General features: G+C 44.4%; 22 protein-coding genes. 2 read left to right on the forward strand and 20 right to left on the reverse strand.

What is annotated here, in order from left to right; genetic code table 11:
- Positions 1-30: 30 nt before the first annotated feature.
- Together guaB and V6984_RS17735 are read right to left on the reverse strand one after the other, a co-directional pair.
- The gene (gene guaB, locus V6984_RS17730; RefSeq protein ID WP_342756933.1) at positions 31-1,485 is read right to left on the reverse strand and encodes an IMP dehydrogenase; all 1,455 of its coding nucleotides are present in this window, start codon (positions 1,483-1,485) and stop codon (positions 31-33) included.
- Between the two features lie 137 nt (positions 1,486-1,622).
- The gene (locus V6984_RS17735; RefSeq protein WP_342756934.1) at positions 1,623-2,120 is read right to left on the reverse strand and encodes a DUF6106 family protein; all 498 of its coding nucleotides are present in this window, start codon (positions 2,118-2,120) and stop codon (positions 1,623-1,625) included.
- A gap of 287 nt (positions 2,121-2,407) precedes the next feature.
- On the opposite strand from V6984_RS17735, the gene V6984_RS17740 reads away from it, so the two are divergent.
- A complete protein-coding gene (locus V6984_RS17740) occupies positions 2,408-3,169 on the forward strand; it encodes a hypothetical protein (protein WP_342756935.1) in 762 nt (253 codons plus the stop codon).
- Between the two features lie 60 nt (positions 3,170-3,229).
- On the opposite strand, the gene V6984_RS17745 is transcribed toward V6984_RS17740, so the two are convergent.
- From V6984_RS17745 to V6984_RS17805, 13 genes are all read right to left on the reverse strand, one after another.
- The gene (locus tag V6984_RS17745) at positions 3,230-4,549 is read right to left on the reverse strand and encodes an aspartate kinase (RefSeq protein WP_342760042.1); all 1,320 of its coding nucleotides are present in this window, start codon (positions 4,547-4,549) and stop codon (positions 3,230-3,232) included.
- A 97-nt stretch (positions 4,550-4,646) separates the two neighbouring features.
- Positions 4,647-5,849: a cofactor-independent phosphoglycerate mutase gene (locus tag V6984_RS17750; RefSeq protein ID WP_342756936.1), complete on the reverse strand. Its 1,203-nt coding sequence runs from the start codon at positions 5,847-5,849 to the stop codon at positions 4,647-4,649.
- Positions 5,850-5,895: 46 nt separating this feature from the next.
- On the reverse strand, positions 5,896-7,101 hold the full coding sequence (locus V6984_RS17755; protein WP_342756937.1) for a homoserine dehydrogenase: 1,206 nt from the start codon (positions 7,099-7,101) through the stop codon (positions 5,896-5,898).
- A 34-nt stretch (positions 7,102-7,135) separates the two neighbouring features.
- On the reverse strand, positions 7,136-7,579 hold the full coding sequence (locus V6984_RS17760; protein ID WP_342756938.1) for an ACT domain-containing protein: 444 nt from the start codon (positions 7,577-7,579) through the stop codon (positions 7,136-7,138).
- Positions 7,580-7,809: 230 nt separating this feature from the next.
- Positions 7,810-8,250, reverse strand: a complete 441-nt coding sequence (locus V6984_RS17765) for a DNA starvation/stationary phase protection protein (RefSeq protein ID WP_342756939.1) — start codon at positions 8,248-8,250, stop codon at positions 7,810-7,812.
- A 41-nt stretch (positions 8,251-8,291) separates the two neighbouring features.
- Positions 8,292-8,912 (reverse strand): superoxide dismutase, encoded by a 621-nt coding sequence (locus tag V6984_RS17770; RefSeq protein WP_342756940.1) that lies wholly within the window; start codon positions 8,910-8,912, stop codon positions 8,292-8,294.
- A gap of 158 nt (positions 8,913-9,070) precedes the next feature.
- On the reverse strand, positions 9,071-10,297 hold the full coding sequence (locus V6984_RS17775; RefSeq protein WP_342756941.1) for an FprA family A-type flavoprotein: 1,227 nt from the start codon (positions 10,295-10,297) through the stop codon (positions 9,071-9,073).
- 38 nt (positions 10,298-10,335) lie between these two features.
- Positions 10,336-10,764 (reverse strand): Fe-S cluster assembly sulfur transfer protein SufU, encoded by a 429-nt coding sequence (sufU, locus tag V6984_RS17780; RefSeq protein WP_342756942.1) that lies wholly within the window; start codon positions 10,762-10,764, stop codon positions 10,336-10,338.
- Positions 10,754-11,983 carry a cysteine desulfurase gene (locus tag V6984_RS17785; protein ID WP_342756943.1) on the reverse strand — a complete coding sequence of 410 codons (1,230 nt, stop codon included), beginning with the start codon at positions 11,981-11,983 and terminating at the stop codon, positions 10,754-10,756. The genes sufU and V6984_RS17785 overlap by 11 nt, the downstream gene beginning before the upstream one ends.
- Complete coding sequence (locus V6984_RS17790) at positions 11,976-13,055, reverse strand: SufD family Fe-S cluster assembly protein (protein ID WP_342756944.1); 1,080 nt, start codon at positions 13,053-13,055, stop codon at positions 11,976-11,978. Before V6984_RS17790 ends, V6984_RS17785 begins: the two co-directional genes overlap by 8 nt.
- 13 nt (positions 13,056-13,068) lie before the next feature.
- On the reverse strand, positions 13,069-14,475 hold the full coding sequence (gene sufB / locus V6984_RS17795) for a Fe-S cluster assembly protein SufB (RefSeq protein ID WP_342756945.1): 1,407 nt from the start codon (positions 14,473-14,475) through the stop codon (positions 13,069-13,071).
- Between the two features lie 11 nt (positions 14,476-14,486).
- Positions 14,487-15,239: a Fe-S cluster assembly ATPase SufC gene (gene sufC / locus V6984_RS17800; RefSeq protein ID WP_342756946.1), complete on the reverse strand. Its 753-nt coding sequence runs from the start codon at positions 15,237-15,239 to the stop codon at positions 14,487-14,489.
- On the reverse strand, positions 15,193-15,723 hold the full coding sequence (locus tag V6984_RS17805) for a MarR family winged helix-turn-helix transcriptional regulator (RefSeq protein WP_342756947.1): 531 nt from the start codon (positions 15,721-15,723) through the stop codon (positions 15,193-15,195). The genes sufC and V6984_RS17805 overlap by 47 nt, the downstream gene beginning before the upstream one ends.
- A 242-nt stretch (positions 15,724-15,965) precedes the next feature.
- Here V6984_RS17805 and V6984_RS17810 point away from each other — a divergent pair, with 242 nt between their 5' ends.
- Positions 15,966-17,147, forward strand: a complete 1,182-nt coding sequence (locus tag V6984_RS17810; RefSeq protein ID WP_342756948.1) for a DUF5301 domain-containing protein — start codon at positions 15,966-15,968, stop codon at positions 17,145-17,147.
- Positions 17,148-17,237: 90 nt separating this feature from the next.
- Here V6984_RS17810 and V6984_RS17815 read toward each other — a convergent pair whose 3' ends face one another.
- The 5 genes from V6984_RS17815 to V6984_RS17835 are packed head-to-tail and all read right to left on the reverse strand — an operon-like array spanning position 17,238 to position 22,381.
- Positions 17,238-18,125: a class II fructose-bisphosphate aldolase gene (locus V6984_RS17815; RefSeq protein ID WP_342756949.1), complete on the reverse strand. Its 888-nt coding sequence runs from the start codon at positions 18,123-18,125 to the stop codon at positions 17,238-17,240.
- A gap of 18 nt (positions 18,126-18,143) precedes the next feature.
- Positions 18,144-19,850, reverse strand: a complete 1,707-nt coding sequence (ptsP, locus tag V6984_RS17820) for a phosphoenolpyruvate--protein phosphotransferase (RefSeq protein WP_342756950.1) — start codon at positions 19,848-19,850, stop codon at positions 18,144-18,146.
- A gap of 22 nt (positions 19,851-19,872) precedes the next feature.
- A complete protein-coding gene (locus V6984_RS17825; protein WP_342756951.1) occupies positions 19,873-20,136 on the reverse strand; it encodes an HPr family phosphocarrier protein in 264 nt (87 codons plus the stop codon).
- A 15-nt stretch (positions 20,137-20,151) separates the two neighbouring features.
- Positions 20,152-21,198 (reverse strand): zinc-dependent alcohol dehydrogenase, encoded by a 1,047-nt coding sequence (locus tag V6984_RS17830; protein WP_342756952.1) that lies wholly within the window; start codon positions 21,196-21,198, stop codon positions 20,152-20,154.
- Between the two features lie 43 nt (positions 21,199-21,241).
- Entirely contained in the window at positions 21,242-22,381 is a 1,140-nt protein-coding gene (locus tag V6984_RS17835; protein ID WP_342756953.1) for an iron-containing alcohol dehydrogenase, read from the reverse strand.
- Positions 22,382-22,398 lie beyond the last annotated feature (17 nt).

Genomic DNA, 22,398 nt, shown 5'->3' on the forward strand with positions numbered 1-22,398 from the left:
CTCCCAAGCCTCAATACATTTCGCTCTCCTCTATTCATTCACGCTGTAATTCGGAGCCTCCTTCGTGATATGAATGTCATGCGGATGGCTTTCCTTTAATGATGCTGCAGATATCTTGATAAATCTTCCGTTCTGTTTCAAATCTTCTACTGTAGACGTGCCGCAGTATCCCATACCGGAACGCAGGCCCCCCAGAAGCTGGAATACGGTGTCTTCCACGGTCCCTTTATATGCGACCCTTCCCTCCACTCCTTCAGGTACGAGCTTCTTGGCATCCGACTGGAAATAGCGGTCCTTGCTTCCGTTTTCCATAGCTGAGATAGAACCCATACCACGGTATACCTTATATTTTCTTCCCTGGAACAGTTCGAAGGTTCCCGGGCTTTCATCGCAGCCCGCAAAAATACTGCCCATCATACAGACATTGCCGCCGGCTGCGATGGCCTTCGTCATATCCCCGGAATATTTGATGCCGCCATCGGCCACAATCGGGATGCCGTACCCTTTTGCCACCTCATATGCATTCATAATCGCCGTAATCTGCGGCACACCGATACCGGCTACAACGCGGGTAGTACAGATGGAGCCCGGTCCGATGCCGACCTTTACGCCGTCCGCTCCTGCCTTGATCAACGCTTTCGCGCCTTCTCCCGTCGCCACGTTACCCGCAATTACCTGCATGTCCGGATATTTTTCCTTGATCATGCGCAGACAGCGGAGCACATTTTCAGAATGCCCGTGTGCGGAATCCAGTACGACCACATCCACCTTCGCATCGGCCAGCGCGCCTACGCGGTCCAAAACATTCGCCGTAATTCCTACACCGGCTCCGCAAAGAAGTCTTCCCTGACCGTCTTTTGCCGCCAGAGGGTATTTGATCGTCTTTTCTATATCTTTTATAGTAATAAGCCCTACCAGATTATAGTTCTCATCTACAATCGGCAGCTTTTCTTTTCTCGCCTTTGCAAGAATCTGCTTCGCATCTTCTAATGTAATGCCTTCCCTGGCCGTAATCAGCTCCTGAGAGGTCATGGATTCTTTAATTTTTTTGGTGAAATCTGTTTCGAATTTTAAGTCACGATTTGTGATGATACCTACCAGCCTTCTTCCTTCGGTAATAGGCACACCTGATATTCTGAATTTGGCCATGAGCGCATCCGCGTCTGCCAACGTGTGATCTGGAGTCAATGAAAAGGGATCCGTAATAACGCCGTTTTCCGAACGTTTTACTTTGTCTACTTCTTCCGCCTGCTCTTCGATAGACATGTTCTTATGAATGATGCCGATACCTCCCTGCCTTGCCATAGCGATTGCCATGCGGTGTTCGGTAACGGTATCCATTCCGGCACTCATCATCGGAATGTTGAGTTTGATTTTCTTTGTTAGCCATGTTGTTAAGTCGATTTGATTGGGAATTACCTGCGAATAGCTTGGCACCAGCAGTACGTCGTCAAATGTAATTCCTTCGCCAATTATCTGACCCATTTTTCTTCCTCCTGTTTTTTTATTTGGTTACTGTTCACTCCGTTCACAGTAACTTTATTTGTGCAGTAATCAATGAGCAAAAAACTCATAATAAATGATGTAAGTTTGAAAAAGTTTACCAAACTTACATCGTTATGTCAATCAGTAAATACTTTTCTGGGCGCCACATTTTTAATCGCTTTCACTAATTCGCTGCCAGGCTCCAGAATAACCTTTTGCCCGCCTTCATAATACATCACGTATCTGACCTCCGGCTGCTTCACTTCGCCGGAGCTGTAATCATTGGTCTTAGCAGTTCTATTCTTATAATCGCCCAAATGATAAGAGTTCATGGGCGCAAGAATCTCCATGCGCTGCACATCGTACTTTGCCACTCTTTTCCTTCTCGTCTTAGCCATAACCTTATCTATAGTAATTTCTTTATCCAGATAAAGGTATTCATATTCCAAATCAGAATTAAGATAGATGAAATATGCAGCAACTCCGGTCAATACCCCGATGATCAGCGCCGGCCAAAGAATCAGTCCGAGCAGTATGAAAACGACGGTAAGCATAACCGAAAGAATCCGAAGCAGCAGAAACAGCGTACTTGTTTTTTTCTTAACGAGACATTCTACGTAGGTATCACTTATCATATTATCTTTACCATCCTCTTTCTATTATTAGCTAATATCATATTACAAATTCCCTAAAGTTTCAAGGGATATACCCGCATCCCTTCCAGTTTTTTTAACGTTTATAAATTGTTTATTCTTTTTTCATACATTATTGGCACAGCCTCATTGACACTCATTTTCCAAAACGTTATCATTATCAAAGTGACAAGTTTATTAGGGCGTTCAGAATGGTACAATGAGTTTTCAGACACGCCCTGGTATATCGACGGTAATTACGAGAATATATAAAAAGCGAGGAGTATGTTATGTCCATACATGAAGAAATCCGGGATCAGCAAAAGAAACTGAAAGATATGACCTTTAAAGAAAAGCTCAGTTATTTCTGGGATTATTACAAGGTTCACACAATTGTAACCCTTGTCGTAGTCATTGTCGGGGGTGTCTTTATCCATGATGCTGTAACTGCCAAAGACCATGCTTTTTCCGCCATTCTTCTCAACTCCTTCGGCAGCGACAGCCAGGAAATGCTTGAAACAGAATTCGCCGGGTATGCGAATATCGATTTAAATACGTACGACTGCTACATCGATACCGCTTCCACCCTATCCTACGACTCTATGTCCCAGATGGACCTCGCCGTCTCCCAAAAAATAACAGCTATGTCCCAGACTGACGGCCTCGATGTTCTCATCAGCGACACTGCCCCCTTCACAAACTTCGCGGAGGGAATGATGTTCGTCGACTTGCGCGAAGAACTGACCGCCGCGGAATACGAAAAATACGAGCCCTATTTCTTCTACATCGATGCCGCCGCTCTGGACTCCGACGATGAACTCGTCTATGACGAAAACGGAATGCCTGTAGTCACCGATGAATCCATTGACCACTCGGATCCTTCCGCCATGGCAGACCCGATACCTGTAGGTATCTATCTCAAGGACTCACCCAAGCTGGCCGGGTATCAATGCTACGTTACCGACGAAATTCCCCCTGTCCTGGGCTTCGTCTACTCCTCCGAGAAAAAAGAAAACTCCCACCTCTTTCTACAATACTTAATGGAAGAATAATATCCGGGGAAAGCAGACCACAAAATCTGCTTTCCCCGGACACTCTTTATGATATCTTTTTTACAGCTGCACTTCTACAAAAATATTATATATAGCCCGTATCGCGTTATCAAAATCCTCATCCGAAACTCCGATAATAATATTCAGCTCGCTGGACCCCTGATCGATCATTCTGACATTCACATTCGCATGTGCAAGTGCAGAGAATATCCTGCCCGCAGTTCCTCTCATTGATTTCATTCCCCGACCAACTACCGCAATCAAGGCCAGATCCGATTCGATATCGACCATATCCGGATCTGCCAGCCTATGAAGCGCCGATACCACCTTCTGCTCTTTATCCACGAACTCATCCTGATGGACGAATACCGTCATCGTATCGATTCCCGAAGGAACATGTTCAAAAGAAATCCCGTTATCCTCGAAAGCCTGCAAAACTTTCCTTCCGAAGCCAATTTGCGAGTTCATCATATCCTTCTCGATGTTAACCGCACAGAAGCCTTTCTTTCCCGCAATACCTGTAATTACGTATTTCGATTTCTGACAAGTGCTTTCCACAATCCAGGTTCCTTCATCGAGCGGTGCATTCGTATTACGGATATTGATCGGAATACCTTCCTTTCTTACCGGGAAAATAGCATCTTCATGAAGAACGGTAGCTCCCATATAAGAAAGCTCTCGCAGCTCCCTGTAAGTAATCGTATCGATTCCGGGAGGCGCATCGATAATTCTCGGGTCTGCCACGAGGAATCCCGATACATCCGTCCAGTTCTCATATACATCCGCTTTTACCGCTCCCGCTACGATAGAGCCCGTAATGTCGGAGCCGCCTCTTGAAAACGTCTTTACCCGTCCGTCCTCATATGCCCCATAAAATCCCGGAATAACAGCTCTTTCCGTTTTCTTTAAGCGTTCTGATAAAATCTTTTTAGTTTTTTCTCCGTCAAATTCGCCGTTTTCACCAAAAAAAATCACCGTTGCCGCATCCACGAATTCATAGCCAAGATAAGCTGCCATGATGATGCCGTTCAAGTATTCACCTCTGGAAGCCGCATAGTTGTCGCCCGCCTTTTCCTTGAACTGCTTTTCGATTGTCTTGAACTCCTCCTCCAAAGACAAATCCAGTCCCAGTCCTTTAATAATTTCCTCGTAGCGCGCCTTTATCGCTTTAAGCTGAGCCTTGAAATCCTCCCCCGCCTCGGCAGCCGCATAGCAGGCATAGAGCATATCCGTCACCTTGGTGTCTTTGGAATTGCGTTTGCCGGGTGCGGACGGCACCACAAATTTCCGCTCTGCATCGGAACGGATGATATCCCCTACCTTCATAAACTGCTCTGCACTGGCCAAAGAGCTTCCGCCAAACTTCACTACCTTCGTCATAATTCTTTCTTCTCCTCGTTTCATGCTTATTATAAAGCTCATATCTCATAAATATCAGGATAAACCTATGTGCATTTATCCTGATAATGTATTCTTTTTATTGCTCAAAGAGATGATTTATCAGCTCATGCCCTTTCGAGATATATATACCGCCGGCCTTCGCCTCCGCTTCATTATAATTCCAGTTCGAACTGCAGGGCCTCCTGCTGTCATAGAGCAGATAAGGCACACTGTCCGATGTATGAGTCCTTATGCGGACCGGAGTTGGATGATCCGGCAGCACCATAAGACGGTATTCGGTTCCTTCTTCGTCCAGTTTATGCGTCAGAGGCTTAAGCACTTTCTGATCCAAATATTCAATCGCCGTCACCTTACGCTCCGTGCTTCCCTGATGCCCCATTTCATCAGGCGCTTCAATATGGATATATACGAAATCATAGCCGTCTTCAAGAACAGCCTTCAGCGCAGCCTGCGTCTTTCCCTCATAATTCGTATGTAACCCGCCGTTAGCTCCTTCCACAATGCTGACTCCCATTCCTGCACCCACTGCAATTCCCTTGAGCAAATCCACAGCGGATACCATCATTCCTTTTTTCCCTGTCTTCTCCTCGAAGGAATCGAGCATAGGCTTCGTTCCGGCTCCCCAGAACCAGCAGCAATTAGCTGGATTCAACCCCTTCTTTTTTCTTTCTATATTAATAGGATGGTTTACCAGGATATGGTAGCTCTTCTCCATCATTTCACGCAGAACCGCATCCTCCGGCAAATACTTGCCAATGGCCTGAGTCAGCACATCGTGGGGAGGCGTCAGCTCCACCACTTCTCCTTTATCCCAAATCAGGCAATGCCTGTAGCTCGTTCCTACATAGAATTTATAAAAGTCCGTCTCCAGTTCCTTCCTTATGGCTTCCAGCAGAACCGCACAATCCTCGGTGCTTATTTCGCCGGAGCTATGGTCAATAATCGTTCTTTCTTCGAAGGGAATGTCCTCTTCCGATATCGTTACGATATTACACCTGAGCGCTATGTCCGTATCCTTCATAGGAACGCCGATGCTTAAAGCTTCTAACGGCGACCTGCCCGAATAATAAATCTTCGGATCATAGCCAAGTACTGATAGGTTCGCCGTATCCGAGCCGGGGCTCATTCCCTCCGGTATCGTGTGTACCATTCCGATTTCCGATTTCTTACTGAGTCTGTCCATAACAGGCGTGTTCGCATAAGCCAACGGAGTCTTGTTTCCTAAAGATTCTATCGGCTCATCCGCCATACCGTCTCCCAGCACGATAATATATTTCATTTCTAAATCCTCTTTTCTCTACGTATTGCGGCAAGCACTGTGCTTATTAACTTTCTATGCGGATTCTGTTAAGCACAAAACCTAAATCTTCCGCTTTTCCCGCAAAATCTTTCTCCGTCATTTCGTCCGTAACGAATGCAAACTCTCCTGCCACATCCGCTTCTATTGCCTCCACGGAGCCGAATATCTCCAGTGCCTTTTCTTCGAGCTCCGCTTTTGTACGGACGAAGAACTTATGCTTCACCTGAGCTACATCCATAAGTTTCACATTTTCCGTATCCCAGAAGCACATAATGGTCTTACCCGCATGCCGTGCACAGTCCACAACGTCGGATACCACCGCACTCGCCGTAGGAAGCTTGCCTGCGCCGCGTCCGTAATACATAGAATCCCCGAGCATATTGCCATGAACGAACACCGCATTGAACACGTCGTTTACACTGTAAAGGGGATGGCTTACCGGAATCATAAAGGGTGCCACCATCGCATAAAAATCACCGCTATTTTCCCTGCTGAGGGCCAATAGCTTAATAGAGCGCCCCATAGCCCTGGCATATACGAAGTCTGTCGCTGTTATTTTCGTAATGCCTTCCGTATATATATCTTCATATCTAACATTTTTTCCAGTCATTAAGGAAGATAAAATTGCAATTTTTCGGCATGCGTCATAGCCTTCTACATCCGCCTCGGGATTGCGCTCTGCATAACCCTTTTCCTGTGCCTCTTTTAATACGTCTTTGAAATCAGCGCCCTCTGCCGCCATCTTAGAGAGGATATAGTTCGTCGTACCGTTTAAAATACCGGTAATGGCATCGATCTTCTCCGCCGTAAGGGAGTAATTCATCGGACGGATAATCGGAATACCTCCGCCGACGCTGGCTTCAAACAAATAATTGCAGTTGTTTTCTTTCGCCAGACGGATCAATTCCGGACCGTGGTTCGCCACCAGCTCCTTGTTGGAAGTACATACGCTCTTACCGCTCGTAAGCGCCCTTTTGGAAAAAGTATATGCAGGCTCTATGCCTCCCATCGTCTCGCAGATAATGTTAACTTCCGGATCATTCAAAATAATATCTACGTCGTGTACAACTTTGTCTTCATAAGGATCTCCGGGAAAATCTCTAAGGTCAAGAATATATTTGATGTTCAGTTCTTCTCCCGCTTTTTTGCTTATTTCCCCTTTATTTTTACCAATTACCTCTACAACCCCACTGCCTACCGTGCCATAGCCTAAAACCGCTACATTTATCATACAATTTCCTCCGCTCTGTCCTGTCTTCGGACTTTTATTCTTTCGCCAATACTTTCACGTAATGGACTCCTTGCTTTTTTTCAAGCGACTCCAGCATCTCCGATACATCGCCGGTTGCCGGAAGCACTTGTACGCTGATGCTTAAGGACGCCACCCCATTGATGGGAATGCTTTGATGAATCGTAAGGATATTCGCCTTGAAATCCGCGATTACCTTCAGCACATCCGATAACAGTCCCGGTTCATCATCCATCTGAAACGTAAGCGTGATCGTCGTTCCCTGCGCATTGTCGTGGAACTGAAAGATATCGTCCTTATACTTATAGAATGAACTCCTGCTGATACCTACCTGCTCGGTAGCCTCATGCACACTCTGTGCCTTTCCGGTCTCCAAAAGACGTTTCGCTTCTACCACCTTCAGAAGCACTTCCGGGATTGCTTTCTTTTTAACAACAAAATACCCATTTGCCGTATCCATACAAACGCCTTTCATCCTTCGTTTCCAATCTCATGTCCGCCTTCCATGCACACTTGTATTTAAGTGTTTTTCTATCGCGGACACTTGTGTGTCGACGAAGGATATTGTAGCACATTACACAAAATAAGGCAATAAAAAATATGAACTTTTTCTAAAAATAAAGTCCAAATAAAGTAATAGAAACCTGATGCCCCGGTATGTACCGGGGCATCAGGCTTGCACTTATTTGCTTATGAAACATAGGATTCCAGCATCCACAATAACTTTTGGTATTCACCCAAATAATCATTAAACTGATCTGCCGTAACACCATCACCGGCTTCCTCTGCCAGCTTTACAATTTCCTGTGTATCGTTGATCCAATACCGGATATCTGTAATTAAGAGTCCGACCGTCTCATCGGATGAAATAGGAGTATCACTGCGTTCTTTGATAGTCGCTATCTTCAGTGCCGATTGCATGTTTCCAACAGGGGCTTGTTCTAAAGCCAGCAGTCGTTCGGCAACACTGTCTATCACAGATGCTGTATGATTATAAAGCTCTTCCAGCTTAGAATGTAATGTAAAGAAACTACGACCTTTCACATACCAATGTAAATTTAAAAGTTTTATATAATTTACTTCCTGATTAGCCAGATACAAATTCATTTTTTCATATAATTTATTTGACATATTCATACCTCCTTAGGTTTTAATGTTTTACACAAACTGTTCTAGATATTTCTTGCACGTTTATAATATTCCGCTACACTCTTCCAATCAATAACATTAAAATACTCTTTTACATAATCAGCCCTTACATTCTTATATTTCAGATAATAAGCATGCTCCCAGACATCAATTCCCAAAATAGGAATGTGATTGCTTCCTTCGATTATCGGATTATCCTGGTTCGGGCTGGCGGAAAGCTTCAGCTCACCATTTGGTCCTGCAGATAACCATGCCCATCCGGAGCCGAATTGACCTAATGCAAGAGCCGTCAGCTTTTCTTTGAATAGAGAGAAATTCTCAAAATTGTCAGCTATCGCTTCGGCTAAATCGCCTTCAGGCTCTCCTCCTCCGTTAGGACTCATCGTTGAAAAATATAAATTATGATTATAAAAGCCGCCGCCATTATTGCGGATTGCAGTACGCAGCTTATCATCGCCGATCTGCCCGAGAGAAGCAAGCAGCGTCTCTATGCTTTTATTTTCAATGCCTGCTTTTTCAACAGCATCATTGAGATTTTTCGTATATGCTGCATGGTGTTTGGAATAATGCGTTTCCATGGTCAGCGTATCAATATAAGGTTCCAAAGAATTAAAATCATAAGTTAATTCGTATTGTTTATACATAAGTTACCTCCTTTATAATTTACATACTAATAATTAATAATGCACAAGTTAGTTATAACTAACTTCATTATATCAAAAAATGTCCTATATATCAATACTAAATTGATATATTTGATCGCGGTGTGAACGGAGTGAACAGTAACATATATATTGCCGGCTTATGCAGACTCCACATCCACACATAAAACTGATGATGAAATTAATTCTGCCAAGTTCTCCAGCGCAGAATACTGCTCTTTTTTAAGTGCAGATCTTATTTCGAAGACATCGCCGATAAGCCTCATGTCCTTCATTTCAGACAGCATACCTGCCATGGCTTTGCCTGCTGCCGGCGCCCACGAACCGTTGCCCAGAACGCTGACATCTCTGTTTTGCAGATTTAAGGCGGCCAAATCCTTAATCACATTTTCCATAGCTCCATAAAGCTTCAGGTTATAGGTGGGCGATGCGAACACCAGATGACTGAAACGGAACGCATCGGCTACGATCGTAGAAAAATGTGTCTTGGACACGTCGTAAATCCTTATATTTTTGACACCGTTCCCTGCGAGAAAATTCGCCAGCAGCCTTACCGCATTTTCGGTATTGCCATACATGGAAGCATACGTCAGCAATACGCCTCTTTCCTCCGGCCGGTAAGAACTCCAAACAGCATATTTATCCAGCAGCTTTCTCATCTGCGCTCCGCGCAGTACAGGTCCATGCAGCGGACAGATCATTTGAATGTCCAAATCTGCCGTTTTCTTCATCGCGGCCTGTACCTGCACTCCGTACTTACCGACAATATTTGTATAATATCTTCTCGCTTCACTTAAATAGACTTCCTCATAATCGGTTTCATCGCTGAACAGATTTCCTGTATATCCGCCGAAGGTGCCGAAGGCATCCGCCGAAAAAAGCATCTTGTCATAAGCATCATAGGTAAACATGACTTCCGGCCAATGAACCATCGGAGCAAAGATAAAACGAAGAGTATGTACACCCAGTGTAAGGCTGTCTCCATCCTTGACTTCCAGTGTACGTCCCTCTATATCTATATCATAAAACTGTTGTATCATTTGAAATGTTTTTTTATTGCCTACAATCTGAGCCTCAGGAAACAAGCGGCAAATTTCATCTATATTAGCACAATGGTCGGGTTCCATATGATTTACGATAAGATAATTAAGCGTCCGGCCGTCCAATGCCGCCTTTATATTTTCAATAAACTGTCTTCCTACCGATTCATCTACCGTATCAATCAGCGCCGTTTTCTCATCCGATATAAGAAAAGAATTGTAGCTCACTCCGTTTTCCAGCGGAAACATATTTTCAAACAAAGCCAGACGTACATCACCGCCGCCTACCCATATTGTGTCCTGTGTAATATTTCTTACCACTTCCATTTTCTGTAATCTCCTTCTGTAGGTTTTATCGCATATTGTCAAATATTGTCCAATACTTTTAACAGAGTATGCCATGGCATAGTGGCACATTTCACCCGTGCCGGCATATCGGAAATGTTCTGTAACGCAGCCGCATCTTCCAGCTCCTGCAATTCTTCGGGCAAAAGAGGCTGCCTAAGCGCCATTTTTAGAAACAGCTCCGCCAGTCTCCTGGCGTCCTGGGCAGTTCTGCCGCGCACCAAATCTATCATGATTGAAACAGATGCTTGTGAGATCGCACATCCTACTCCGGTAAAAGCTCCATTCTTTATTATACCATCCTCCACCTGTAGTTCAAGCTCTATTTCATCTCCGCAGCTGGGATTCCTGCCGGGCATCACAATAGTCGCATGCGGCAGATGCTTTTTATTATGGGCAGAAATGCTGTGTTCTTTTATTACCTCAGAATATAATTCACTAAGTTCCATATCCAAGCACCTCTCTTACCTTTGATAAAGCATCTATAAAAATATCCACATCTTCCAACGTATTATACAAATAAAAACTGGCCCTGCAGGTCGAATAAACACCTAAATGCTTCATCAGCGGCTGAGCGCAATGGTGTCCGGCGCGAATTGCTACCCCATAGCTGTTTAAAACGCTGGCGACATCGTGGGGATGCACATCCTTGACATTGAAGGAGAGGATTCCCGCCCGGTTTTCCGGATGCCTCGAACCATAGATCTCCACTTCGTTCAATCCGTTTAATCTTTCCAGCGCATATTGAAGCAGCTGTTTTTCTATGTTATGGATATTGGTCCATCCCACTTGGTTCAAATAATCTATCGCTGCCGCAAGTCCGACCACACCTTCTACATTAGGGGTTCCCGCCTCCATTTTCCATGGTGCATCCATGAAAGCCACCGACTGCTCCTGTACATCTTCGACAATCCCGCCTCCCAGCATAAGAGGCTCCATGGCGTCCAGAAGGTCCTTCCTGGCATACAATACGCCGATTCCTGCGGGTGCCAGCATTTTATGCCCTGAAAATGCAAAGAAGTCCACACCCAGTTCTTTTACATCTATTTTTATATGGGGAACACTCTGCGCTCCATCCAGCACGACAACGGCTCCATGCCTGTGGGCCATGCGGGCGATCTCTTCTACCGGATTAATCCCTCCGAGCACATTGGATATATGCCCAAGCGCCACAATTTTTGTACGGCTGTTTATTTTTTCTTCCCATTCCCTAACGGATATTTGTCCTTGTTCGTCTCCATATACATAGCGCAAAACCGCATTTTTTTCTTTTGCAAGACGCTGCCAGGGCAAAAGGTTGCTATGATGTTCGGCAACAGTAAGCAATATCTCGTCGCCCTCTTTTATATTTGCTCTGCCGAATGACAGAGCTGCCATATTAATGGACTCAGTTGTTCCTGCAGTAAATACAATTTCCTGTGGATTATTGCAGCCGATAAAATGAGCCACCTTTTCTCTTGCTTTTTCATACAGTCCTGTTGCATCCTCGCTCAGAGTATAGGCTCCTCTGTGGGGGTTTGCCGTATAGTTGTTATAATATCCCTCTATTGCCTTTATCACGGAAAGGGGCTTTTGGCTGGTTGCTGCGCTGTCCAGGTATACAAGCCTCTTGTCCTTTTCTTTACGCGTAAGCAGCAAAGGAAAATCCATTCTATAATTATTATCCATGAATACTCACTCCAATATACTCTTTGATTTCCTGTCTGATTTCCGGTATCTCAATTTTACTTAGCAGCGGTGTAAAAGAAGCTTCTACCAGCAACTGCTCTGCCTCCCTTCTGTCAAATCCCCTGCACATAAGGTAATGCAGCTTGCCCGAATCCGGTCTTCCTGTGGAAGTTGCATGCCGTCCCTCCACATCATCTTCGCCGCAAAGCAGAAGCGGTGCAGAAAGATTGACTGCTTTATCGCTGAGTGTAAGCACGGTTTCCTCTTCACTTCCTTTTGAGCCGGAGGCTCCGGTCATAAAATCGAGAGTACTCTTCAGTGTCTTTTTTGAAGAATCCGTCAAAGTGCCTCTAACCGTTATGTCACCCTCTGTTTCCTTCGCCGCCAGTTCAATGCGATAATTGAAATCCATTTCTTCCTGACCTTTACCGATGTATATTCCGCCAAGATTCCCGCTGCTTTGCTCTCCCTTCAGAAGGATATTGCAAGAAGCAACTGTCCGTGCGCTCCCTAATTCATTCAGTATGATTTCTGCGGCCGCCCGGTCTTTTGACCATACTGCCACCGCATCTATATGAAGGGCATTCTTAGGCAGCATCTGGACTTTTATTAATTTAACCTTCGCGTTTTCTCCCGCCTCCACAAATGTAAAGCCGGAGTGGAAAGCATCCTCGCAGTTATCGCCGCCATACTTTATGATCACTGTGGCCTCGCTGTCCTTTTCCGCTTTGATGTATATATAATCGTTCAATAAGCTGTTGTCTTTATCCAAAAAATAATCTATGATAATCGGCGAGTCCGGCAATGCACCTTCCGGGATAGTCAATGCAACGCTGCTATTGTGATTTTCTGAGATAAAATCATAATTTTGTTTCATCGAACTGGGAATCTTAGCGGACTTAGGTTGGACAAAAAGACGCTCTGCCCGCACATTTTCCGGTAAAGTCAACCTGGCTTCCTTCGAATAACTGTATAAGCCATTCTCTGCGACATCGAGAGAAACGCTGTTTATTTTAAGCCAGTTCCATGTAGGCACCTGCAGCTGATTAATTTTTTCAAATGAAATTCCCAACGTCCTTCCTCCTTTATCCAATACTTCCTTCTAATTCAAGACCGATCAACCGGTTCATTTCCACCGCATATTCAAGCGGCAGTTCTTTAGTTACGGGTTCCACAAATCCCCTTACAATAAGGGCCTTCGCTTCTTCTTCGCTCAATCCGCGAGTCATAAGATAGTATATGGACTTTTCGCTTATTCTTCCTATTTTAGCCTCATGCCCTATATCTGCCTTATCGTTACGCACATCCATAACAGGAATCGTATCCGAACGCGACAAATCATCCATCATGAGGGACTCGCAAATGACGCTGCATTTACTGTTCTTCGCCTGCGGCATTATGGTTACCGCGCTGCGGTAAGTAGTATTTCCGCCGTTCTTGGAAATAGACTTGGAAGAAATCGTAGAGGATGTATTGGGTGCCGCATGAACTACCTTTGACCCCGTATCGAGATACTGGTTGCTGCTTGCAAAGCTGACTCCGGTAAATTCACTCTTGGCGTTTTCTCCTTTCAGTATACTCATCGGATACAACATGGTGATGTGTGAACCAAACGTTCCCGAAACCCACTCGATCTTCCCGTCTTTTTCAACAAGCGCACGCTTCGTATTCAGATTAAGCATATTTTTAGACCAGTTTTCTATAGTGGAATACCGAAGTGTCGCTCCTTCCTTTATATACAGCTCCACACCGCCGGCATGAAGGTTTATCGTATTGTGCCTCGGGGCGGAACATCCTTCGATAAAATGCAGGCTGGAATTTTTCTCACATATGATTAAGGTATGCTCGAACTGCCCGGCCCCCGGCGCATTCAGGCGAAAATATGACTGCAAAGGCATATTTACCTTAACTCCCTCCGGAACGTATACAAAAGAACCGCCCGACCATACAGCGCCATGTAAGGCCATGAATTTATGTTCTGTTGCCGGAAGAAGTTTCATAAAATACTCTTTTACAATGTCTTCGTATTCGCGCAGCGCAGTTTCCATATCCGTATAAATTACCCCTTGTTCGAGCAGCTGCTCTCTCATGCTATGATAAACCACTTCGGAATCATATTGTGCTCCGACACCCGAAAGAGATTTCCATTCCGCTTCCGGTATACCCAGACGTTCAAACGTATTCCGGATATCATCCGGCAGTTCTCTCCAGTCATCGGTCATAGAAGCCTTAGGGCGTACATAAGTTACAATATTGTCCATATCGAGTTCGTGCAGGGAAGGACCCCACTTCGGAAGTTCCATTTCGTTATATATCTTTAATGAGTTCTTGCGAAGCCCTAGCATCCACTCCGGATCATTTTTACTTTCTGAAATTTCAGTCACGATGTCTTCGGTAAGTCCTTTTTTTACCTGATAATCAATACTATCCGAATCATATATGTCATAGATATTCCGTTCAAATTCTTCTATTTGCGTTTTTTTCTTTTCCAACCTAATTCACCTCACTTTTGGAGGAAATCTGCAAATCCCTCTCGGTCAATTTTCTGTATGAGTTCCTTTCCCCCGGTATAGACTATTTTACCATTTACCAAAACGTGAACATAATCCACCGGCAAATCCCTTAGCAGCTTCGTACTATGAGAAATAATTAAAAGAGAAGGATCCTTATCCTGATTCTTGTAATGAACAATCCCTTCTCTTACCGTTTTTACCGCATCTACATCAAGACCTGAGTCAGTTTCATCCAGAATGGCAAGTTTGGTATCCATCATCAAAAGCTGCAGAATTTCACTTTTCTTCTTTTCACCGCCGGAAAAGCCAAAGTTTACATACCTGTCGGCATAAGCCTTATCCATTTGCAGCAGATTTAATGTATCTTCCAGCTGTTTCCTAAATGCCAGCATAGGCATCGGCCTTCCTTCCACGGCCGCTTTCGCCGATTTCAAAAAATCTCTCATAGTTATACCGTCGATTTCTTCCGGCGTCTGAAATGACAGAAAAATGCCTTTCTTGGCCCTTTCATTTGTCGCCAGACCGACAATATCTTCGCCTTCCCAGCATATGCTGCCGGACTTCACAACGTAATCAGGATGCCCCATAATTACATTGGCAAGAGTCGACTTTCCTGCGCCGTTAGGACCCATGATTACATGAGTTTCGCCAAGACCTATTTTTAAATCCAGTCCGCGGATAATTTCTATGTCCGATTCAAGCGTTGCATATAAATTGTTTATGTTCAACAGTGTTTGACTCATTTTCGTTCTCTCCTCCTTTATCATTTCCAGAACTGCACATACAATCAAATTCGCAAAACGGTACGCAATCTTTTAAATGACTTAAAAAATCAAAAATCACCTTCGTTTTATCCGCATCTAAAGTTTTCAAATAATTACACAAATTTCTATTTGAGTTTTCGTGAAAACGCAGATGTTCTTTGCGAACTTCTTCTCCTGCTTCTGTCAGACGGAAATACTTTTCTTTCTTATTGCCGGCCTTTGTATAAATTTCCAAAAGCTCTTTTTTGGAAAGCTTCACAGAAATTTGAGTGACGGCTCCTTTTGTAATTCGCAAAAGGCTGGACATTTCGCTGACATTCAGTTCCGGAAACCGGTGGACGACATTTAAAAAACCAACCTCCGAATGATACAATAGCTGTCCGCCATACTCTCTGGGCTTTTTTTGTTCATCCAAAAGCATATTCATTACCTCAAATATTTTTTCTGTCACTTTACAGTTCATTGCGATACCTCCTGTTCCATTGCTCGACTTTAGTATATGTCCAAACAAACAAAAAGTCAATATTATTTATCTACTAAACAATATTGGTTCGCAGTATCTAAATATAATAAATATAAAGTTCGACAGCAGCCATGCAAAGTGATATTATGCTAACAAGAACGGCGGCCATCGTTTGACAAGGTCTTATCCGGCCGTGTGTGACCTTGTCAAACGATGGTGATGTCGTGCAGTGGAGGTTTATAATGGCAAACAAAATTAATACGCCTGTGATAACGTTGTTCGTCGTCGTGATAATAGCCGTGGCAGCAGTTGCCTTAACCTTTGGGGGCGCTGCGAGGAAGGTTCCTGTTCCCCTGCCGCAAAGCAGCGAAGTAACGAACATTACGATTGAACAGATAAACGAGGGAGAAAGTTCCGGCACGATCCACACCTCCCGAAAGGCGGATGTGAAAGCCGTACTGAATGCGTTGACGAACACCGATAAGACGCTTCAAGAGTCCGTCAATGACGCGCCTAACCGGAACGATTACTTTCAGATCAACATCGAAAGCACAAGCGACCGCAGGTTTTACTTGTACAACGATAATGAAAAATACTATATTGAAGAGCCTTATGTCGGAATTTATAAGACAACCCGTGAAGCTAGCACTGCCATCGTAAAGATTTACACTGCAAATAGTAGTGTCTCCACAAATGCACAAGAGCTATGGGAATCCAGAACGCTCTATGTGGGGGACAGTTCCGCGGTGGGCAAGCTGCTCGGTCTGCTTTCTCTCCCGAGCGGTTTGCTTCATGAACGCTTTGAACTGCGCACCGCTGGAAATGAACGCGGTGTAGAGTGGGTTCTAATAGAAGAGGACAATACCTCCTATAGCCTTCAGCAGCTTGATAAAAATGCGTTGCTCCTTTTTGCTCTGATCGACAATCTGGAGGATTTTTATGTGACGATCGACAATCTGTCAGATGACGACACCGTCTATCATTATACCCGCCAGCAGGCCGATGAACTTGTCGGCAGCGACGTGCGGAAATATGCTGAAAGCCCGGAGCACATTCAGATACTTATTAACTTTTCTATAACAGAGACACCACTGTACAGCATGGCAAAGCTGGAAAACGGAAAGATTATATCAGAGTATACACTTGAGAGCAACGAGCTTGCGGACACAGTCATTATGGATGTTATGGTAAAGTCAGCAGCATGGGATGGAGTTGATATTTCCACTCTGAAGGAGTGCTTTCGAATTAACCAGACATTCCCGAAAGCAAATGAAAGCCATGACTACTATGCCTATCTGCTGGAGGATGGCCGGGCTGTCTTGCAGTCTGGTAAAGACGGCTGGTACTCAATACTATCACAGGAGCTTTATTCGGAACTAGTAGAATTGTGGAAAAATCTTATGGCGGGCGGCCTTAATGAATAGCAGCCGTATAAGCCGCCGCATTTTATCGGTACAAGAACTGCCCCGCTGACTTAAATTCAATCAGCAGGGCAGTTCTTCTCATTCTTTCTCTTACTTTGCTTCGTTTAAGTCAGGAATGGAATCCGTGGAAACGTACTGTTTGCCCGTCCATGCCTGTCCGGCGCATCCGAACGTCTTCATATAGTGTTTTGCAGTTTCCTTATATCCCAGTTCAAGCATTGGAAACAATGCATAGATATTATTGCCTTCCATTCCTACTTCCTGAATCTTATCGTATGCTCCCTTAAACAAATCATTGGCTATATTCACTTTGCTGATACCTTTTCTGCATGCAAGTGCAAGGTTCGCATCTCCGGTACCGGAACCGCCGTGGAGAACAAGCGGAACGGGTACCTTCTCTGCCAATTCTTCCAATAAGTCAAATCTTAATTTCGGTTCCCCTTTATATACACCATGCGCCGTACCGATTGCAACAGCGAGGCAGTCAACACCGGTTTCTTCCACATATCTCACCGCTTCTTCAGGAACAGTCAGGGCAGAGATTCCGTCAACTTTATAGTTTTCCCCGACTCCTACATGACCGAGTTCGGCTTCTACACCAATACCTGCAGCATGAGCTATTTGAACCAATTCTTTTACCTGTGCTATGTTTTCTTCATACGGAAGCTTGGAGCGGTCAACCATAATCGTATTAAATCCGGCACGTATTCCTTTTACCGCTTCTTCATAAGTAGCGCTGTGATCTAAAATCAATGCCACGGGCACATATGTTTTCGTTGCCATATCATTCAGGATTCTTCCAAAATAATCCATATCAGGGTTATGACCATAGCCGCAGAGCATGATCAACGGAGAATTCGTTTCTTCTGCTGCCGCCACACACGCTCTCGCAGACAATTCGTTTACTGCTGCCACGGCAGGAACTCCATACCCGCCTTTTCTTGCTTTTTTTAATATTTCCGCCATTGATACTAACATCTTATCTCTCCTTTTCCTTTACTTATTTTGTATATAGAATTTGCGCAGCATCTCTTCTATTTCCTTTGCTGTACTCAGCCTGAGAATTTGTTCCACAAGTTCTTTGCATTTTTCCGTGTTTAGCTTACCGATCCATTCTTTCACTTCCGGTATGGATGCCGCCGCCATACTGTATTCATCCAATCCCATCCCCATAAGCAGGGGAATCATCTTCGGATCGCCTGCAGCCTCACCGCACATTCCGCACATAATGTTATTTTTATGAGCTCCGTCAATAGCCATTTTGATCAAGCGGATAACTGCGGGATGGTAATACGTATAAAGATCTGCAACCGTCTCATTTCCCCTGTCCACAGCCAGTGAATACTGGGATAGATCATTAGTTCCTATGGAGAAAAAATCACATTCTCCTGCAAAACACTCCGCCATCACTGCCACTGCGGGTATTTCTACCATAATGCCTATCTCTATTTTCTCTTTAAACGGAACCTGTTCCTCCTGTAGTTCCTCCTGACACTGTCTCAGCTTTTCTTTTGCCCAGATTAATTCTTCCATGGAAGATATCATGGGGAACATGATTTTCAAGTTACCGTATATCGATGCCCTAAGAAGAGCTCTCAGTTGAGTATGAAATACATCTTCTTTCCGCCTGCACAGCCGAAGCGCCCTAAGTCCGAGGAAGGGATTGGCTTCTTTGGCCAGCCGAAGCGCCGGAACATCCTTATCTCCTCCTATATCCAGAGTTCTGACAATGACCGGTCTCCCGTCCATTTTCTCCAGTACCTTTTTATAAGCATCATATTGCTTTTCTTCATCAGGCAGAATCTTCGAGGAAAGATACAGAAATTCCGACCGGAACAATCCTATCCCTTCCCCTCCTCTTTCCAATACTTTTTCCACATCATCAGGCGATCCGATATTTCCGAAGATATCAAACTTTTTCCCGTCGCTGGTAACAGCCGGTTCTCCGGAGAACTTATTCCATCTGGATTTTTCCTCGTGTTGCTCCTCAATTTTCTTTTTCAGAGATTTTATTTCATTTTCCTTCAGATTAAGGAATATTTCTCCTGTCTCACCGTCAAAACCGATCAAATCTCCGGTTTTTACTTTCGCCAGAAGGCCATTTACTCCCACAACTGCCGGGATGTCAAGTGTTCTTGCCAGTATCGCAGTATGTGAAGTGATTCCTCCCAATTCCATCAGCATGCCCGAAACCATTTTCAAATCCATTCCGGCTGTGGTGGAAGGTGCGATATCGCTTCCTACAATAATCGTAGGTTCCGGCAATGAACTGACATCCGGCTTTTTTATATTCAATATTTTACATATCAAATTATCTTTAATATCTTTCATGTCCAATGCTCTTTGGGCAAAGTACTCATTTTCCATCGCTTCAAACTGTGCGATGACTCCATTCATTACCTTCTCTACGGCCAGTGCCGCACCCGTTTGATTGGCAATCTCTTCCTTAATCGGCTCTATTAACCCGCTGTCCCTTAGCAAGGAACAATGAACATCTAAAATATCTGCGGCATTTCCGCCCGCTGTCTCATTTGTCTTATCCCTAAGCTTGATCGTTTCTTCGAGCACAGCAGCTTGCGCATCCAGGAATTTTCTTTCTTCTTCCGCAGGACTCCCGATTTCTACGGGGAACGCAATGGCTTCTTCATTCAGTACCAAAATTTTTGCGTAGCATAAGCCTTTAGAAACCCCATATCCGTGCATACCTACTTGCCCCCTTTATCCCTTATTCGCCCATTCCGCCGGCAATCAATTTCGTAACTGCTTCACAAGCTTCTTTTTCATCTGTTCCTTCACATACCACTTCTATTTCCGTACCGCAGTCGACACCTGCCGCCAAAATACCAATCAGAGATTTTGCATTGTAACGTGTACCCCTTACAGATATTTCAACGGAGGAATGAAAATGCTGTGCTTCTTTTGTTAATAAGTTCGCCGGTCTGGCATGCAGTCCTGCTTTTGCAACTACTACTACTTTTCTTTTTTCCATAACTTCATCCTCCCATTAAAAGGTTACAATAATTCTGTATGTATCCGGACGTACGGCAGCCTCAAAAGCATCCTGAGCGTTTTCATACGAATAGGTTCCCGACACAAGTTTCTCCGGATCGATAATCTTTTTCGCCAGCAGATTGACCGACCGGTTAAAGGAACGAACGCTGGGGCTGACCGCTCCGGTAACGATGGTCTCCGAATTATGAAGCCAATTCGGGCTTATTTCAAAAGGCTTGTCAGGATGCTGGGAGCTATACATAATGCAGCGGCCCATAGGTGCGGTCATTTCCACTGCCTGTTTGGCAACCGCCGAAATAGGTGTGGTGTTAAATACCGCCTCTGCTCCTCTTCCCTCAGTTAATGAGCGGACATACTCTACCGGATTTTTTTCCAAAGGATTAAAAGTGATATCACAGCCCAATTCCTCGGCAATTCTTCTTCTTTCCGGATCAGGCTCGCTCAATATAACTCTGGCACCGCTCAGCTTGGCGCTCATAACATGGAGCATACCCATGATACCTCCGCCAATAACTACCACATCATCGCCAAGCTCAATTCTTCCTTTTTCAATACTGTTAAGAACACAGGCAAGCGGCTCGGCAAAGGCTGCTTTTACATCCGGCAGTTCATCGGGAATGCGGTAAGCCTGAGAAGCATTAATGGCAAGATATTCTCCCATACCGCCTGTTCCCATAATTTCCATCTCCGAGCTGTCCAGATTATTTAATTCCACACAGAGGTTTTCTTCCCCTCTACGGCAGAAATAGCATTTTCCGCATACATTAATCAATCTCGCGACAATTTTTCCTCCCACAGGAAACTCTTTCGGACTAACACCCTTTCCTAACTGTGCAACTTCTCCTGCAATTTCATGTCCTCCCACGAAAGGCAGCGGCATATGTGATTCCCGTGTAAAGGTTCTCTGTTCCCATGTACAGATTGCGCACGCTTTTATCCGCATCAGAATCTGGTTCTCCTTAGGCTGCGGCATTCTTACTTCCTTTACCTCCACTTTCCTTTCCTCTGTGATTGCTACTACTCTCATTTTCTCACCCATATGATTAATCTCCTTTTTCTTTTTTGTATTATGAAATATGACCCTATTTTCCGTAATAAAAGGAACGGTACAAATTATTGAGTTCCTCTTCTGCAAGCTCTCTCGGCGCAAACATAATGTTTGCATCCTTAGAGGCCGCCTTTATATAAGAAGGAATCTTATCCAGATATTCCTGCTCGGAAATTCCCGTTTCTTTTAAAGTCAAAGGCATCTGGATTTCCTCATACATTTCCCAAATTCTTTTTACCAGCTTCTTTTGTTTCTCCTCCGAAGAACCGGTTATCTGAAGCTGATCTGCCACCTCTTCATAAACAGGCTGCGGAATAAGATATTCCATCGTATAAGGCAGCAGCAGTCCTGTCATCAGACCATGAGGCTTTCCAAAATCCCCTCCCGCCTGATCCATACCGTGTGCCATTCCCGTAATAGAATTATTGATTCCCGCTCCCGCCATGGTCGCGGCCACATGCATTTTTTCCCTGGCCTCCATATCTCCTCGCACAGACTTCGGCAGTTCTTTTATAATTGTTACCGCAGCCTGAATACACTGCATCCTGACCATTGTACTCGCCAGTTTGCTAACGCCGGCTTCCAGCGCATGAGCCAGAGCATCCGTTCCCGAAAATACAATATTTCCGGAAGGAAGACTTTTTAATAAATCAAAATCCATAATGGCCAGGTCAGGAATGATTTCATCGCTCAAAATCATGCGCTTTTTCTTATGCTCATCTTTTATGACGGCACAGCCGGTTGTTTCAGATCCCGTTCCACTCGTTGTCGGTACTACAATAAGTTCTGCTTTACCGGGGAACGGCTCCACCTCGTAAGCTTTTGTTGCTTTTTCCCAATCGTAATCAGGGAGTTCATAAAACAGCCATAATGCTTTTGCAGTATCCATTACGGATCCGCCGCCGATTCCTACAATTACGTCCGGTTCAAATTTTCGTATTTCATTTATAGGAGTTTCCAGCATGTACATATGAGGTTCTGCCTTCATATTACATACTATTTTATAGTTTGCTTCCTTTAGCATATTGTCGAAAATCATCTTATCAAGCTCCAATGCCCGCATGATTCCTTCGTCTACCACGAAAGCTATCTTTTTGTCTATGTACTCTCCTAATTTTTCGATACTTCCATTTCCCAGCACATATTGCGTGGTTTTAAACATTTTATACTGCATCTTTTATGCCTCCCTGT

Origin of the sequence: Kineothrix sp. IPX-CK (genome assembly GCF_039134705.1) — a bacterium.
Lineage (GTDB): Bacteria > Bacillota > Clostridia > Lachnospirales > Lachnospiraceae > Kineothrix > Kineothrix sedimenti.